This is a genomic window from Peribacillus sp. BM1, assembly GCF_056679975.1.
Genome location: NZ_CM155259.1, coordinates 1,619,520 through 1,636,982 on the forward strand (window position 1 = coordinate 1,619,520; position 17,463 = coordinate 1,636,982).

Sequence of the window (17,463 nt, forward strand, 5' to 3'; positions counted from 1 at the left end):
GAAAATCAAGATTGAATGTCAATGGCGATTTCAGATTTACTGGGGTGAAAGCGATATGTAACGACTTTCGTAAGTTGATAATTCGACATCAGTATGAGTTATCCTTTTTCTTAAGACCCTAATACAAGGAAGGCTGGGGTGATGTGGTTATGCGAGTAATGGGTGCATCCTTCATTCTACATTTGCTATAATAATGGAAGATTTGTATAAAATGGAGTTGGGTAAATGGTAACGATTGCTGACATTGCAAAAATGGCGGGTGTGGCTAAGAGTACAGTTTCACGGTACTTAAATGGTGGATCTGTGAGTGAGGAAACGGTGAAAAGAATTGAAAAAGTGGTTCAAGAAACAGGATATTCCCCAAATAAATTTGCCCAAAGCTTGAAAGCGAAGAAAACGAATATCATTGGGACGATTGTTCCCCGATTGGATTCTTACGCGACTTCACAAACTTTGATTGGCATTGATGAGCAGCTAAGAGAGTTGGAATACCAATTAATTATTTCTAACACAAGTCAGGATTTGGACCGTGAAATTGAAAATATCTATATTTTGGCACAGCAAAAAGTGGCGGGCATTATTTTATTGGCAACTATGGTTACCGAGAAACACATTAAAGCTTTGCATGAAATAAAGGTACCAATTTTACTTGTTGGCCAAGAGAATGAAGAATTTCATAGCTTGATTCATAATGATTATCAAGCTGCCCATTCATTAGGGGAATACGTTCTTTCACAAGGACATACTAGAATCGCCTATTTAGGCGTTACAAAGGAAGATATCGCAGTAGGGGTAAAACGTAGAGAAGGGTTTATGTCTGCTATGGCCAGTAAGGTAGATATTGAAGTGAATTATTTTGAGACAAGCTTTAAGAGTGAAGATGCGATTTATAAAACTCTTGAAATTATTAAGCAGTACAATCCAAGTATCATTGTTTGTGCGACTGATAATATAGCTCTTGGCGCTTTAAAAGCTGCCTATATGAGTGGGTTACAAGTTCCGAAAGCTGTTTCAATTACTGGATTTGGGGGGTATGAAGTAACGGATTTGATCCATCCTAGCATTACAACAGCTAAGTTTTTTTATAAAGAGGCTGGTAATATTGCTGCAAAAAATATCGTAAAATTAGTGAACAAAGAAGAAATAGATCAAGTTATATTCTCAAAATATGAAATAATCAAACGAGAAAGCGTTGACAAAATAATTAATTGATTTTATAATTCGTTTAGAACCGGTTCCAAACAATATGTCTGGAACGAGTTCTAAACACTCCTATTTTTTTATGGATGTTTGGAACCGGTTCCACAATTCGCTCAAAGGTGATGAAAAAAATGGATTACAAAAGTACCGCAAAAGGTATTTTAGAAGCACTTGGTGGGAAAGAAAACGTAGCAGCAGCAGCTCATTGTGCGACGAGGTTAAGGTTAGTCGTGAACGATGAAAGTCAAATTGATCAAAAACAGCTAGATGAAATGGAAATTGTTAAAGGAACATTCTCTACAGGTGGTCAATATCAGATTATTTTAGGACCTGGAATTGTTAATGAAGTTTACAAAGATTTCGCTAAATTAACAGAGCTTTCTGATATGTCAACGAGTGAAGTAAGCAGTGCAGGGTCGAAGAAAATGAACCCTATACAACGATTTGTGAAAATGCTTTCGGATATTTTTGTACCTATTATTCCCGCAATTGTAGCTGGCGGCTTGTTAATGGGATTGAATAATTTATTAACAGCACCTGATTTCTTCATTGAAGGAAAATCATTAATTGAAGCATATCCAAACATGGCGGACCTCGCTGCACTTATTAATACATTTGCAAACGCTGCTTTTGTCTTTTTACCGATATTAATCGGCTTCTCTGCGACGAAACGGTTTGGTGGTAATCCGTATTTAGGTGCAACCTTAGGGATGTTAATGGTCCATCCGGATTTGCTGAACGGTTATGGGTACGCGAACGCTGTAGCAAGCGGGGAAGTGCCAATTTGGAAGATATTTGGCTTGGAAATTGAAAAGGTTGGTTATCAAGGAACCGTATTGCCTGTACTCGTTTCATCTTTTATTTTAGCTAAAATTGAAACATTCTTAAGAAGACGAGTTCCGTCGGTATTTGATAATTTGGTCACGCCATTGCTCTCGATTTTTATTACAGGAATACTTACCTTTATCTTAGTTGGACCATTAACAAGAAGTGCTGGTAATGCAGTGACAGATGGACTTGTATGGTTATATGATTCAGCTGGTTTTATTGGCGGTGGGTTATTCGGTCTATTATATGCACCGATTGTTATTACTGGTATGCATCATAGTTTTATCGCGGTTGAAACGCAGTTACTCGCTGATGTAGTCAAAACAGGCGGTTCGTTTATTTTCCCGATTGCTGCCATGTCCAATGTGGCGCAGGGGGCTGCGACTTTGGCTGTATTATTGCTAACGACGAATGCAAAGTTAAAAGGAGTCGCATCTGCCGCAGGTATTTCGGCTTTACTAGGAATTACAGAACCGGCAATGTTCGGGGTGAACTTGAAATTGAGATATCCTTTTTTGGGAGCGATTGTAGGTGCGGCAGTAGGTTCTGCTTTTATTGCATTGTTTAAAGTAAAGGCGATTGCTTTAGGTGCAGCTGGTCTTCCAGGGATTATTTCGATTAAGCCTGGAACAATCACATTCTATATTATAGCGATGGTCATTACTTTTGCGGTTGCTTTTGCTGTGACAATTATTCTTGGAAAACGTGATGCAAAGAAAAATGGGGTAACTACATCGTAATACAATACTGGGAATCACGGATTTCCCACTATTTCATAATGAGGAGTGAACGATTATGTGGACGAGAGAACAACGCTACCGCCGACTAGAGGAAGCAACGCCAGAAGAGATAGCAAGTCTAATAGAGAAAGTTCATGCTTGCCCTTTTAGACAAACATTCCACATTCAACCTCCAATCGGTTTAATGAATGATCCGAATGGCTTGGCTTATTTGGACGGATACTATCATGTGTTTTACCAATGGTTCCCTCTAGGTCCGGTTCATGGGGTAAAATATTGGTATCATATGAAATCTACTGATCTTGTTACTTGGATTGATGAAGGACCTGCGATACGTCCTGATCAAGATTTTGATTCACATGGCGTTTATTCTGGGAGTGCATTAGAGCGGGATGGTGAGCTTTATCTGATGTATACCGGCAATAAACGTGATGAAAACTGGCGACGGTATCCTTCGCAGTGCATCGCCGTGATGAACCAAAATGGGGAAATTTTAAAGTGGAAAGACCCAGTAATCCCCAATCCACCAAAGGGATATACAGAGCATTTCCGTGATCCTAAGGTATGGAGGGAAGATACAGGTTTTTGTGCAATCATCGGTGCGCAACGAGCAGATTTGACTGGGACTGTCCTTCTGTATAGCAGTCCGGATATGAAAACCTGGAAGCTTGAAGGGGAATTGGAAACAGATCTGCCAAACTTCGGTTATATGTGGGAGTGCCCAGATTATTTTAAACTAAACCATTCTGGTGTGCTTATCTTTTCCCCACAAGGAATTGAACCAAAGGATGACGAATTTCAAAACATCTACCAATCAGGTTACTTGATTGGTGAAACATTGAATGTGGCGAGCAGGGAGTTTCGTCATGGAACATTTAAAGAGCTTGATCGAGGATTTGATTTTTATGCTCCACAAACAATGATAGACCGGAATGGTCGAAGAATACTAATCGGCTGGATGGGATTACCGGAGATTGATTATCCGACAGATAAAAATGGCTGGGCGCATTGTCTGACGATTCCTAGAGAATTATCGATTCAAAATGGAAAACTAATTCAAACGCCAGTTAAAGAACTGCAAGCATTAAGGAAACAAAAGATAGAGGTCCAGGCACATATTGAGAATGAAAGCAAATCCTTTGAGGGATTGACTGGAACTACTTTTGAAATGAAAATAAAGATAACGAAACTTGATGCTGCAGAATTCGGTATTGAATTTCGCGCAAATGATACAACGAAAACAGTGCTGACGTACGAGGCAAAGCGTAAAAGAGTACTTCTAGATAGAAGTCTTTCTGGAGAGGTTGTCGGGATCGAGTACGGAACAAGACGTGCTTGTTCATTGGATTCTGAATTAGTAACGGTTCATCTTTTTGTTGACGTTTCTTCCGTAGAAATATTTATCAACGACGGTGAGGAAGTCTTTACATCTCGGATTTTCCCAGAAGCAGATGGTCAAGACATTCGGTTCTTTGCCAATCAGGGAAGTATGGAAATGATGGTTGAAAAATGGGAGATATAAGTAGAAAGAGAGGGCTTTAAAATGGGGTCACTTTATTCAATAGGGGAAGTATTAATTGATTTTATTCCACTCCAAAAGGGGCTATCCTTAAGGGATGTTGTTTCATTCGAACGTGCTCCCGGCGGCGCACCTGCAAATGTTGCAGCAACAGTAGCGAAGCTTGGCGGTGTTGCCCATATGATTAGTAAAGTGGGCGATGATGCTTTTGGTGACTTTTTGAGGAATCAGTTGGAAAAATCTGGTGTTAGGACGGACAAATTATTAACAACGAAAGAAGCAAATACTGGATTAGCATTTGTCTCGTTGCGTGAAGATGGCGAAAGGGATTTTTCATTTTACCGTAAACCCTCCGCAGATTTGTTATTCTCAGAATCTGAAATTGAAGAAGAGTGGTTTTCAGAAGGAGATATTTTGCATTTTTGCTCTGTCGATTTAGTGGAAAGTCCAATGAAATATGCGCATAAAAAAGCGATCAAACAAGCACAGGCAAAAGGAAGTCTTATCAGCTTTGACCCGAATGTCAGGCTGCCATTATGGGATCGTCCAGAAGCGTGCAGAGAAGCCATTCGAGAATTTATCCCCATGGCTGATATAATCAAGATATCTGATGAAGAATTAGCTTTCGTTACAGGGCTTGAAGATGAAAATGAAGCTATTTCTTCGCTCTTTACGGGTCATGTTAAAGTGGTCATCTATACGAAAGGTGCCGTAGGTGCTACTCTTTATGGCAGAGACTTTTCTTATACTTCAAAAGGGTATTCTGTAAATGTTCAGGATACGACTGGAGCAGGTGATGCTTTTATTGGCGCATTCCTACAGATTTTATTAGAAAACGGAATAAAACCATCTCAGCTTGAGGAATTCTCAAGGAAACATCACGAAGAGCTTCTTACATTTTCAAATGCTTGTGGTGCACTTACGACAATGGGAAAAGGAGCCATTGGTTCTCTGCCTACAAAAGAACAAATCATGGAACTCGTGACTAAAGGGTAATTGTTTTTAAGATAAGAGAATTATAATCGAGAACAAGGTGCATGTTTCAAACGAATGCACCTTGTTCTTCTTATATATATAAGAAGATTGGTTAATTCTCAAATGGCTTAATCTGACGGTATAGTTGTTCGGTTACAGGTAGTTTGACGCCAACCTTTTCTGCAAGCCGAAGTGCTCCGCCTTGTAGGTGTTCGACTTCTAGAGTGTGTTCTTTACGGCGATCTTGATGCATGGATGAGGTGGATTCCTCTGGAAGCCTATCGAATTGTTTCATAAATTGAGCGACGTGTTCCTCATTAATAGCCACTCCGTTTAAATTCGCGAGTCCCTTCATTTCTAGAAGTACTTGGTGAATGAGTTTGAATGTATCGGGATATTTCCGTATCGTTCCAATTGAAAAGTTGGTTGCTGTCGTGACCCCTGAGAAGGCGGTAATGAATATATATTTTTTCCATAATTCGAGCATAATGTCTTTAGAGTAGTGAGCATCCATAATGGCATTGTGTGAAATTTCTTCAAGTTCTTTACAAATAGCTTGCTGAGAGGGGTGGAGAGGCCCAAATAAAAAATCATGACTGCTGCTCGTATGGACAACATGCCCTTTTTCATCCAGTGTTGTAATAATGTATGCACTGCCGCCAATTACAGCTTCTTCACCTAACTCTTCTTGAAGAATGGCGATATGTTCAAGTCCGTTTAATAGAGGGATCACTTTAGCGCCCCTATCGACTAACGCTTTAAGGACAGGAATGGTTCCCTGTAAATGGTAGCCTTTAACAGCAAGGACGACGAGATCGGGGTCTGTTAGCCCATTCAGGTTGTCTGTGAAATGAAGATCATTAAACACATAATTACCGTGTGAACTAGTAATATATAAACCATTCTCACTCAAAAGCCTTGCTCGATTTTCACGTACGAGAAACTGTACATGTTGACCTGCTTCTTGCCACCTTGCACCATAATAAGCCCCTATTGCGCCTGCACCAATAATTACGATATTCAAAGATAAGCACCCCGCTTTTATTATTTCAAGCTTGAAACGATCCAAGCCTCTTCATCTTATCACTTATTGGATTTTTATAGTATGGAATTGTAAAAAAAAGCTAATTTTCAAATATACCAAACGAATATAATGTTGAAGCGCCACCATTTACCACATGTAGCACGCTACAAGCACCTAATCACAATGGTGGCGGTGCGGAGCCGGATTTTGAAGCGTGTGACTTTGTTATGGGACAGCCTAGTTTGGCTATAGAGTAGGTCGCGAAGCCCCGTCCCCATGTCCTTCATACAAAAAAGAGGATGTTTATAGACATCCTCTTTCCGTTAATTATAAATTCGAACTTTTACGGTTTTTACACCCCAATTGAGTGCATGTTTTTTTGATGGCATAAATACGTCGATCTTGTTCCCTTTAATGGCGCTGCCTTTATCAGCTGCGATGGCATATCCATATCCATCGACATAAACCTTCGTACCAAGTGGAATGATTTTAGGATCAACGGAAATCACTTTAAGTGATGGGTTTTTCTTTAAATTCAATCCAGTTGATGTAATTCCACTACACCCTTTGCAATCTGCACTGTAGGCAGTCGCTTTAATGGTCATGGTTTTATATGTGTTTTGCGTTGCTGCTTTTACTTGAACTTTCTTAGCTTGTGTTTGCGTCGCTGACACATTTAAAACTTGTTTCGGTTTGATTGTAGTACTCTTTAGTTTATTCCAAGTTGTAATTTGCTTAACTGTTACTTTATGTTTTTTAGCTATGCTATAGAGTGAATCGCCTTTTTTGACTTCATATGTACTCGCCGATGCAACGCCGGAAAACCCAAATACTAGAAAAAACGTAGCTGTTAGATAGACTAGATATTTTTTCAAAATGATAGTCTCCTTTGTTAAAATTTAATAGACTTAGCATAACAGGAGAGTATGACAGCTATATTTCATTCTAATAGTAATTATGTTACAAAATAGAGACAAATCTAGTTTTTTTGTAATATTACAGATTGTTTTTACGTGGAATTAGGTAGAAAAATCGCGATAAAGCATGGATTTTTCCGAATTTGTAAGAGGTTAGAGGGAGGCAGTTATCAGTTATTGTGAAATTAAACTAAATATTTCGACAAATAACCTCGCTAATTAGTTAGCATTTTATATATTTAATGCGCTGATGAATACTCCCAGCACATAATTTTCTAACAAAAATTTGAAGTGGGGGTTTCCAACGTATCGAACATTTCTGAACGCTTAACGTACGTTGCGTTGACACAGTGGTGTGCTAGAAACACCCAACCCCTCCCTACTCATTGGGCTACGTCCTTCGATTCCTTGAGGAAGGGGTACTCTTGCCTGAAGTTGATAGAATAGATCAGATACCAATGTAACTTTCAATTTAGTAAAACTCGTTTTGATATCTATTTTTTGATTACGGCTCGAAAAGTGTCCGTTTTGGCTCGCAAATCTTAAATCTGGCTCGAAACCCCCTCATTGTGGCGCGCAAATCTCATTTCTGGCTTGAAACCCCCTCATTCCCGCGCGTATTCTCAATTCCGAATGGCAAAATGCTCTTTTCACATTTTACTTTTGAGGGAAATGACCCGAAATCGGGTATTTTCTATAATCTATTGATTTTGCTACGAATTTTTTCATGAGAATGAAAACGGTTTAAAAAATCGTTGACATAGATGTATATACAAGTTAATATGAAAGCGTGATCAATATATGTATATACAAGTTATGAGGAGCTTGGTATAAGTGAACTTATACCAGGAAGTTAGGGGGAGAAAAGATTGAGCAAATATAAGGAACCAGCAAAAGAACTCCTAGAAAATATCGGAGGCAGTGATAACATTTCTGTGGTAACTCATTGTGCGACAAGAATGCGATTTGTGTTAAATGATCCAGGAAAAGCGGATATTGATCAAATTGAAGAGATCAAACTAGTCAAAGGTACGTTTACACAAGGCGGACAATTTCAAGTCATTATCGGCAACGAAGTTTCATCTTTTTATAATGATTTTATCAAAATGGCTGGCGTAAGTGATACGTCGAAAGAAGATGCAAAAGTCGCTGCCAAGCAAAATATGAATCTTTTACAAAGAATGATTTCCCATCTAGCTGATATTTTTACTCCATTAATTCCGGCTCTCGTTGTCGGAGGGTTAATTCTTGGCTTTAGAAATGTGATTGGGGATATTAAGCTTTTAGAAGATGGGACCAAAACATTAGTCGAGGTATCTCAATTTTGGTCGGGTGTACACGCCTTTCTTTGGTTGATTGGTGAAGCTATATTTCATTTCTTACCGGTTGGAATTACATGGGCCGTTGCAAGAAAAATGGGGGCTTCGCAAATCCTTGGAATTGTCCTAGGTATTACGCTCGTATCGCCTCAGCTTCTGAATGCATATGGAGTTGCGGGAGCTACGGAAATCCCTTTCTGGGACTTTGGCTTTGCGCAAATAGAGATGATCGGTTATCAAGCCCAAGTCATTCCAGCCATTCTAGCAGGTCTAGTCTTTTCATTTTTAGAATTAAAGTTACGTAAAGTTGTTCCAAATTCGATTTCAATGATTGTCGTTCCGTTCTTATCATTAGTGCCAACGGTTTTACTTGCCCATATCGTTCTTGGTCCAATCGGCTGGCAAATCGGTTCTTGGGTTTCTGATATCGTTTATTCAGGATTAACTTCGGCGTTTGGCTGGTTGTTTGCAGCTGTATTTGGATTTATCTATGCACCTCTCGTCATCACCGGTTTACATCATATGACGAACGCAATTGATTTACAGCTTATGAGTGAGCTCGGCGGAACAAACCTTTGGCCGATGATTGCCTTATCTAATATTGCTCAAGGATCTGCCGTACTTGCCATGATTTACATTAATCGCAAAAATGAAGAAGAAAAACAAGTTTCCATACCAGCTGCGATTTCCTGTTATTTAGGCGTAACGGAACCAGCCATGTTCGGAATCAACTTGAAATATGGTTTTCCGTTTTTAGCGGCGATGATTGGCTCTTTAGTTGCCGCGGTTATTTCAGTAGGCAGCAATGTGATGGCGAACTCTATCGGTGTTGGGGGAATACCTGGTATTCTTTCAATCCAACCTAAGTATATGGTCGTATTTGCGATAGCAATGGTTGCTGCGATTGTCATCCCATTTGTGTTAACTATTGTTTTTGCTAAAACAAATACAGGAAAAATATCTTTTAAGAAATCCCGTTCATTAAAAGCTTGAATACAATAGGAGCTAAGCATTCGTTGCTCCTTTCTTGAAAATAAGTGTGTCTTGTAAAGGGTCAGCCCCTTGCTTAAAAAACACTATAGCCGTGTATATAGAGCGTGAGGTCAGCCCCTTTTTGAGACAACCTTTTAATTTTATAAAGAAAACAATGACAACCTAGAAATGGCGGTGTTCACGATGAACGAATGGTGGAGAAAGTCTACTGTTTATCAAATATATCCGAAAAGTTTTAATGACACGACTGGAAGTGGTGTTGGCGATATCCAAGGAATTATCGGAAAACTTGATTACCTAAAAAAACTTGGCATTGATGTGATTTGGCTAACGCCTATTTATCAATCTCCACAGCGTGATAATGGCTATGATATTAGTGACTATTATTCCATACATGAAGAGTATGGAACGATGGAAGATTTCCATGAACTCCTAGCAAAAGCGCATGATTTAGGCATTAAAGTGATTATGGATCTTGTTGTCAATCATACGTCTACTGAGCATAAGTGGTTTAAGGAAGCAGCGGCATCGCTTGATAGTCCATATCGTGATTATTATATTTGGAAAGATCCGAAAGATAACGGTGAGCCGAATAATTGGCTGTCTAAATTTGGCGGACCTGCCTGGAAGTATGATGAAAAAACGAAACAATATTATCTTCATCTTTTCGATGAGGCACAAGCAGATTTAAACTGGGAAAATCAAAAGCTTCGTCAAGATATCTATAAAATGATGAATTTTTGGTTTGAAAAAGGAATTGACGGTTTCCGACTTGATGTCATTAATTTGATTTCTAAAGATCAAAGCTTCACAGATGATGACGGCTCCATACTTCCAGGGGATGGTCGGAAATTTTATACAGATGGACCTCGGGTTCATGAGTTTTTACAGGAAATGAATCGAGAAGTATTGTCACATTATGATAGTATGACAGTCGGTGAAATGTCCTCGACTTCGATTGAAGACTGTATCTATTATTCCAATCCCGACCGCAAAGAATTAAGCATGACCTTTAACTTCCATCATTTAAAAGTCGATTATCCGAATGGTGAGAAGTGGGCAATTGGTGATTTTGACTTTTTTGCATTGAAAAAAATCCTCTCAACCTGGCAAACTGAAATGCAGCGCGGTGGTGGTTGGAATGCATTATTCTGGTGTAATCATGACCAACCCCGAATCGTTTCCCGCTATGGCGATGATGGTACGTATCACAAGCAATCTGCAAAAATGCTTGCGACAACGATTCATATGATGCAAGGTACCCCGTATATTTATCAAGGTGAAGAATTTGGCATGACGAATCCGAAGTTTAATCATATTGAGCAATACCGTGATGTCGAAACCCTTAATCATTATCGAATCATGAAAGAGGCAGGTCGGACAGAAGAAGAGATCCTTACGATTTTTCAAGAAAAGTCACGGGATAATTCCCGGACCCCTGTACAATGGAACGATGAATCTCAAGCAGGTTTTACAACGGGTACGCCTTGGATTCCTGTTGCTTGCAATTATTCTGAGATCAATGCACAAAAGGCGATGGAGGATCAGGATTCGATTTTCTATCATTACCAAAAATTAATTGCACTGCGTAAACAATACCCAATTATTACGGATGGGGAATACCGTTTACTTGAGGAAAATCATCCTAAACTTTTTGTATACGAACGAGTGTTAGAAAATGAACGGTTACTTGTGATCAATAATTTTTATGGAGAAACGACCAATCTATCTATCTCTTCTGAACAATTGAATGATTATCAAAATGAGATTTTGCTTTCAAATGTAGAAAATGCCCCTAATCTGACTGCAAATATGAAAATTAGGCCATACGAATCCTTTGTTTATCATTTGAAAAAGAAATGATAAAATGAAAGTTCAGCAGTAGGGATATTTATCCTAATGTGCATGATTAGTTGAATCAATCGGGGATGTATAGGCTGTTTCCCCAGAATCAAATGAGAATGGTGATAATGGGTGAAACAGAATAAATTCATGAAAATATATGAAGATATTGCAGGTCAAATTAGAGATGGTCGAATCGCAGGCGGTGCATTGCTACCGTCGGAAAATGAGTTAGCTGATTCGTATTCAGCATCAAGGGAAACCATTCGCAAGGCATTAAAGATGCTTTCTGAAGACGGCTACATTCATAAAGTACAGGGGAAAGGTTCCATCGTTCTCGATGTGACAAAGTTTGACTTCCCGATTTCAGGACTCGTCAGCTTTAAAGAGCTTTCGAAAAAAATGGGTCAGCGTGCAAAAACCTTTGTTGAAGAGCTTGAAAAAATAAAGCCCAATCACGACCTCAACGATAAAATGAAGCTTGGAAAAGATGAGCTAATTTGGAAAGTTAATCGTGTCAGAGAAATTGATGGTGAGCGAATTATCTTAGATAAGGAATTTCTCGTTGAAAAGTTTGTCCCCACCCTTACGAAAGAAATTTGCCAAGATTCCATATATGAATATCTTGAAGGAGAATTAGGACTCACGATCTCTTTTGCAAAAAAAGAAATAACGATAGAAGAGCCGTCAAAGGAAGATCGCCTCTATTTAGATTTGGAAGGTTTTCATAATATCGTAGTTGTCAAAAACTATGTGTACTTGGATGATGCCAGCATGATTCAATATACCGAATCCCGCCATCGTCCAGATAAATTCCGTTTTGTCGATTTTGCTAGAAGGAAATAAAGTTACAAGGTTACTTTAAAGTTGTAATAATTAAATTGTATACATGAACACATGGCTTTTCATAATGAATGAGTCATGTGTTTTTTGTTGTTTAAACGATGTACACCCTGCAACGATTTAACATCCAAGAGCTCATCACGCTCTATTTTGAGGGCACTTAAAAGAATCTGACTACTCCCACCTCTAAAGAAATGGGGTTCTCATGTACTTAATAGAAGCCTTACAAAGCTCTCCACAGATCCTCTTCATACATACAGGAAAGGCATTGCCTTTCTTTTTTACGAAAATGGATGTCTGTGTACAACATCTTTGATTACTCTTCTGTTCCATGAGACTTTATGTTCCACACAACCATTGTTGTGTTAGCGAACCCTTTTAACGAAGGCGGGTAGCTCCACCTACGAAGGGTCGATCCCTTACCAAACTTTTTTGATTCCGATACTACTTGGCAAATTTTCTTTGTTTTGTTTTAATCGTTCCATTGTTTGTAAATGAAAAAGCACTCCATTCCCTCCGACACCTAAAGGAGTGGGCTTCCTGGAGCTAACTTCTGTGAACGTGTTGTAATTCGTATGTGAATTTCCACATAATATAAAGAGGTAGTGAAGGAATACTATTGAATATAAACCTTCATACAAACAGTGGTACGACTTGTATTAAAGGAATTAAGTGGTTTTCGAGAAAGCTACATATAAAACTTCTATTAGCGGGATTCTCCTAAACAGGAAGTATGAAAAATAAGGTGGTGGGGATGACTTTGAAAAGTAAAATTAAGATTTGTGTACTTGTTCTGTTTGTATTCATGTTTACTTTGATACAAGATGTGGAGCAGGCTAACGGGCCTGTTCTGGCTACGAGTGGTAGTACATTCGAGCAACAACTTCACCAACTTCTAGCAAATGAAAAATTATCTGGAGCCATTTCAGGCATTAGTATCCGCTCTTCAGAAACTGGTGAGATTATCTATGAAACTGGTGGAGATATTAGGCTGCGCCCAGCTTCGAATATGAAACTACTCACAGCTGCAGCAGCACTGGAAATGCTTGGCGGAAATTATGTGTTTAGAACAGAACTGTTTACAGATGGAGTTATGAATGGTGATGTTTTGTCAGGTAATTTGTACATTAAAGGAAAAGGGGACCCAACATTACTTAAGGAGGATCTAGAAACACTAGCTACGATGATTAAGAATAAAGGAATTAAAACGGTTGTCGGCAACGTGATTGGTGATGATACTTGGTATGATCGTGAACGATATTCAGCCGATATGATCTGGAGCGATGAAAGCGAATATTACGGTGCAGCCATTTCCGCATTAACGATAGCGCCAAATAAAGATTATGATTCTGGTACAGTCATTGTTGATGTGACTCCAGGAATGAAGGCTGGTGAGGGAACGACTGTGAAAGTCACGCCACAAATAGAATATGTCAAAATCGTTAATTTGGCCGAAACGGTGGCGCAAGATGGGAAAAAAGAGATCAAAATCGTTCGTGATCATCATAGTAACACCATTATGATAACTGGAACGATCCCTGTTAAATCTAGTCGGACGAGACAATGGGTAGCAGTATGGGAACCAACTGTTTATACGACTCACGTGTTCCAACATGCTCTGCAAGCCCAAGGGATTAAACATGTTGGGGATGTAAAAGCAGGAAAAGTACCAAATCAGGCAAAATTGCTTGCAACGCATGACTCAATGCCGTTATCTCAATTGCTCGTTCCTTTCATGAAACTGAGCAATAATGCACATGCTGAACATCTAGTAAAGGAGATGGGCAAAGTCATTTATGGTGAGGGAAGCTTTGAAAAAGGGCTTGAAGTGGTTGAAAACACCGTTCAATCGCTCGGGATGAACCCTGCATCTCTCAAGCTTCGCGATGGCTCGGGTATATCACAAATAAATTTAATCCCGGCCAATGAACTTACGAAATTACTCTATGCCGTTCAAGTAAAAGGTTGGTATCCGGCTTTCGTACATTCATTGCCTGTGGCAGGCGATAGTGACCGGTTCATTGGTGGCACACTGAGGAATCGGATGAAAAATACCTTTGCAGCAGGAAATGTGCAGGCAAAAACGGGGACACTGACAGCGACGAGTGCTCTTTCCGGTTATGTTACAGCGAAAAGCGGCGAACGTTTCATTTTCTCAATCCTATTCAATAATTTCGTCGATGGAGATTCCATTACAAAAATACAAGATGATATTGTAGTCCTGTTAGCGGAGCAAGAATAAGTTTGCCCCGGTGTGCCGGGTTATCTTGACGTGGGGAACAGGGTGACAATTGAACCGTTAGAAAATGAATTAGAAACCCTTTCAAGAGTTACCCGTAATTAATAGATAGAAGGGGGAGTCAGAATGGATAATCAAACTTTATACTTTAACGATAACTTTTTCTCTTCAGGAAAAACCATTATTTATGATGAGAATAAGACACAAGTGGGCGAATTGGATTTAAAGAGTGCTTTTTCTTCAAGTGTAGATGTGTTGAATCAGACAGGAAGCATCCGTGTTAGTGGAAAGTTCCGAACACTTCGTAATAGATGGCTCGTAACAGATTATCATCAAACTGAGCTCGGAGAATTGCGCCAAAGATTTGCTTTCTTCTCCAAAAAATATGAATATAATGCAGGGGAACGGGGAGTGTATGAGATTAAGTCTGAAGCTTTTTCCCGCCAATATGAGATCTTTGATAGTCAATCCAAGCTTGTAGCCAAGTTTGAGAAAGTGAGCGGATTCTTCTCATCTGCGGCGTATCGCTTGAGCTCATATGAGGAATCCATGCCGGCTTTGGAATGGATTGCGGTCGTGATGGGAGTGAATGCGATCATAAAACGGAATAACAGCGCGGCGGCGAATAGCGGTGGTGCTACGTAATGGTGCCAGGCTGTAAGAGAGGGATGGTTATAGCATTGAGATACTACATTTCTCTCTCTAAATTTGCCAAGAAACGTTCTCTTCTGCAATATTAATAGGTGAATCTGTAATCTTCAACGTGTTGATTAAAAAGCCAATACTAAAGAATGCTGTGCTTTGGAGTTTTTTTCTTGCTAGGAACTTACAGACTCAAGTGTTCCTTCCATATATTTAGGTACGAAGTTTGAGTAGGAAAAATACTTGTATTAAAAGCAGGTTGTACAAAATCTGCATAGAAGGGATGATACATATGTTTCAAACGGTAGAACAATTAATAGAAAATCCGGTATTTTATTTTTTTAAGGAGATTTCGAACATTCCGAGAGGGTCCGGAAATGAAAAGCAAATCAGCGATTATTTATTCGGCTTTGCGCGGGAGCGGGGTCTTGAAGTCGTACAAGACGAAGCGCTCAATGTCATAATTAAAAAGTCAGCTTCTAAGGGGTATGAAAATGCACCGTCAGTCATACTCCAAGGACATATGGATATGGTATGCGAGCTTAATAAAGGAACGATCCATGATTTTGAAAAAGACCCTATAGAATTACGAATTGAGAACGATATGCTGTATGCGAACGGGACGACATTAGGAGCAGATAATGGAATTGCGGTTGCCTATGCACTTGCTTTACTTGATGCCGATCATATTGTACATCCTGCTCTTGAAGTAGTCATTACTACAGAAGAAGAGACGACAATGGACGGCGCAATTGCGGTTGATCCGGCTCACTTCACAGGTGAAATATTCATCAACCTTGATTCAGAAGAAGAAGGCAAGCTGCTTGTCAGCAGTGCCGGTGGGGTTTGTGGAAAGCTAAGCCTGCCTGTCAACTGGGAAGCTGCTCCTGAAAATACTGAAACATACCGCCTTAGTATCGGGGGATTGCGCGGCGGACACTCAGGCATGGAAATTGATAAAGAAAGAGGAAACGCCAATAAATTGTTGGGCCGTATTTTATATAACATATCAAATGAAATTGCATATACATTAAGCGATATCAACGGTGGTTTGAAGCCAAATGCCATTCCTCGGGAAGCAGAGGCCATTCTTGTTATTGAACAAGAAGCTTATGAGAAATTAGAAAAGAAAATAGCTGAGTGGAATCGAGTGTTGAAAAATGAATTACAAACCGCTGACCCACAAGTATATATAAAGCTTGAAAAAATTTTCTGTGCAGAAAAAGTGTTTTCGAAAGAAACGACCGAGCGGATTGTACAAGCAATTATGTTAACACCATCTGGCATTCAAAGTATGAGTATGGATATTAACGGATTAGTTGTGGCTTCAACCAATTTAGGTGTTATCACGACATCTGATTTGGAAGTAAACTTTTTAAATGAAATCCGCAGCTCGGTAAGAAGTTTAAAAGAGCAAATATTAAATCAAGTGAAGGTCATTGCACAAACTTTAGACGGGAAGGTTGAAACGAGTGGCAACTATCCTGAATGGGCGTATAATTCAGACTCGGCCATTCGTGACTTGTGTAAAAAGGTATATGAAAAGAAGTATGGGAAAGAGGCAGAAATCATCGCCATCCATGCCGGTATTGAATGCGGCGTTTTTACTGAGAAGATTCCAGGCCTAGATGCCATTTCTTTCGGTCCTGATATGTTCGATGTCCATACACCTAATGAACATCTTAGCATTCCATCCACAATCCGTACGTGGGAATACTTGCTTGCCGTACTGGAAGAAATGAACAAATGAAGCTGAGATTTATTGATAAATGTTTCTACATATAAAGTGAAAATGGAGATGACTGAACGAGTCGTTCCCACATCTCTTTCTATTGTTTAAAGTGTTCTTTACACTGAAAATAAAATGATACTGTTTTTTAGTTATTGATATTAAAAAGATAGCTAATGTCCACCCCCTGCCAATCAATGGAACATAAGATAACAATATAACTACGCATTATAGGGGGAATAAAGAATGGCCCAGATTGGTAACTGTTGTAACGATCAGCTTGTCGGTGTAAATGATGCATTATGTTTTACAATTGATTTAGAGGATACTGATGGAGTAGCTACAGTACTTTGGAATGACGCGACTAATTTTATTATTAATGGAACTATTCTAGTTGAGAATAATGGCAATCCTGCAGCATCACCTACAGCTTCACTTGAAGTAAACGGAACTGCGGTTGCTGGATTTACAGTCGTAGCAGGCGAGGCAAGATCCGTTACAATGGATAACATAAACTCAATTGGACTCATTGGAGCAGGAACAGGTACAGCAAGTGTTAAAGTTTCTTTTTCTCTAAACTATAAGTTCTGATTTCAAAAGAGGATGAATGTTCGTCCTCTTTTGATTTTGTCCCGCATTAAGGAGCAGTAATC

General features: G+C 39.4%; 13 protein-coding genes. 11 read left to right on the forward strand and 2 right to left on the reverse strand.

What is annotated here, in order from left to right; translation table 11 throughout:
- Positions 1–225: 225 nt before the first annotated feature.
- The 4 genes from AC1MGI_RS07840 to AC1MGI_RS07855 all read left to right on the forward strand — a co-directional run bounded on the left by AC1MGI_RS07840 (position 226) and on the right by AC1MGI_RS07855 (position 5,283).
- A complete protein-coding gene (locus AC1MGI_RS07840; RefSeq protein WP_480349205.1) occupies positions 226–1,212 on the forward strand; it encodes a LacI family DNA-binding transcriptional regulator in 987 nt (328 codons plus the stop codon).
- 119 nt (positions 1,213–1,331) lie between these two features.
- Positions 1,332–2,768 (forward strand): sucrose-specific PTS transporter subunit IIBC, encoded by a 1,437-nt coding sequence (locus AC1MGI_RS07845; protein WP_480349206.1) that lies wholly within the window; start codon positions 1,332–1,334, stop codon positions 2,766–2,768.
- A 52-nt stretch (positions 2,769–2,820) separates the two neighbouring features.
- Positions 2,821–4,290 carry a glycoside hydrolase family 32 protein gene (locus tag AC1MGI_RS07850; RefSeq protein WP_480349733.1) on the forward strand — a complete coding sequence of 490 codons (1,470 nt, stop codon included), beginning with the start codon at positions 2,821–2,823 and terminating at the stop codon, positions 4,288–4,290.
- 21 nt (positions 4,291–4,311) lie between these two features.
- Complete coding sequence (locus AC1MGI_RS07855) at positions 4,312–5,283, forward strand: PfkB family carbohydrate kinase (RefSeq protein ID WP_480349207.1); 972 nt, start codon at positions 4,312–4,314, stop codon at positions 5,281–5,283.
- A 91-nt stretch (positions 5,284–5,374) separates the two neighbouring features.
- Here the strand turns inward: AC1MGI_RS07855 and AC1MGI_RS07860 are convergent, their stop codons facing one another.
- The gene (locus tag AC1MGI_RS07860; protein ID WP_480349208.1) at positions 5,375–6,286 is read right to left on the reverse strand and encodes a ketopantoate reductase family protein; all 912 of its coding nucleotides are present in this window, start codon (positions 6,284–6,286) and stop codon (positions 5,375–5,377) included.
- 323 nt (positions 6,287–6,609) lie between these two features.
- Entirely contained in the window at positions 6,610–7,161 is a 552-nt protein-coding gene (locus tag AC1MGI_RS07865; RefSeq protein ID WP_480349209.1) for a 3D domain-containing protein, read from the reverse strand.
- Positions 7,162–8,072: 911 nt separating this feature from the next.
- On the opposite strand from AC1MGI_RS07865, the gene treP reads away from it, so the two are divergent.
- The 7 genes from treP to AC1MGI_RS07900 all read left to right on the forward strand — a co-directional run bounded on the left by treP (position 8,073) and on the right by AC1MGI_RS07900 (position 17,401).
- The gene (treP, locus tag AC1MGI_RS07870) at positions 8,073–9,515 is read left to right on the forward strand and encodes a PTS system trehalose-specific EIIBC component (RefSeq protein ID WP_480349210.1); all 1,443 of its coding nucleotides are present in this window, start codon (positions 8,073–8,075) and stop codon (positions 9,513–9,515) included.
- Between the two features lie 183 nt (positions 9,516–9,698).
- Positions 9,699–11,378, forward strand: coding sequence for an alpha,alpha-phosphotrehalase (treC, locus tag AC1MGI_RS07875; RefSeq protein ID WP_480349211.1), 1,680 nt, complete (start codon positions 9,699–9,701; stop codon positions 11,376–11,378).
- A 129-nt stretch (positions 11,379–11,507) separates the two neighbouring features.
- A complete protein-coding gene (gene treR / locus AC1MGI_RS07880) occupies positions 11,508–12,203 on the forward strand; it encodes a trehalose operon repressor (protein WP_480349734.1) in 696 nt (231 codons plus the stop codon).
- 757 nt (positions 12,204–12,960) lie between these two features.
- Entirely contained in the window at positions 12,961–14,442 is a 1,482-nt protein-coding gene (dacB, locus tag AC1MGI_RS07885; RefSeq protein WP_480349735.1) for a D-alanyl-D-alanine carboxypeptidase/D-alanyl-D-alanine endopeptidase, read from the forward strand.
- Positions 14,443–14,565: 123 nt separating this feature from the next.
- Positions 14,566–15,084, forward strand: coding sequence for an LURP-one-related family protein (locus AC1MGI_RS07890; protein ID WP_480349212.1), 519 nt, complete (start codon positions 14,566–14,568; stop codon positions 15,082–15,084).
- 289 nt (positions 15,085–15,373) lie between these two features.
- On the forward strand, positions 15,374–16,831 hold the full coding sequence (locus AC1MGI_RS07895; RefSeq protein WP_480349213.1) for an aminoacyl-histidine dipeptidase: 1,458 nt from the start codon (positions 15,374–15,376) through the stop codon (positions 16,829–16,831).
- Positions 16,832–17,056: 225 nt separating this feature from the next.
- Positions 17,057–17,401, forward strand: coding sequence for a DUF3992 domain-containing protein (locus tag AC1MGI_RS07900; protein WP_480349214.1), 345 nt, complete (start codon positions 17,057–17,059; stop codon positions 17,399–17,401).
- Positions 17,402–17,463 lie beyond the last annotated feature (62 nt).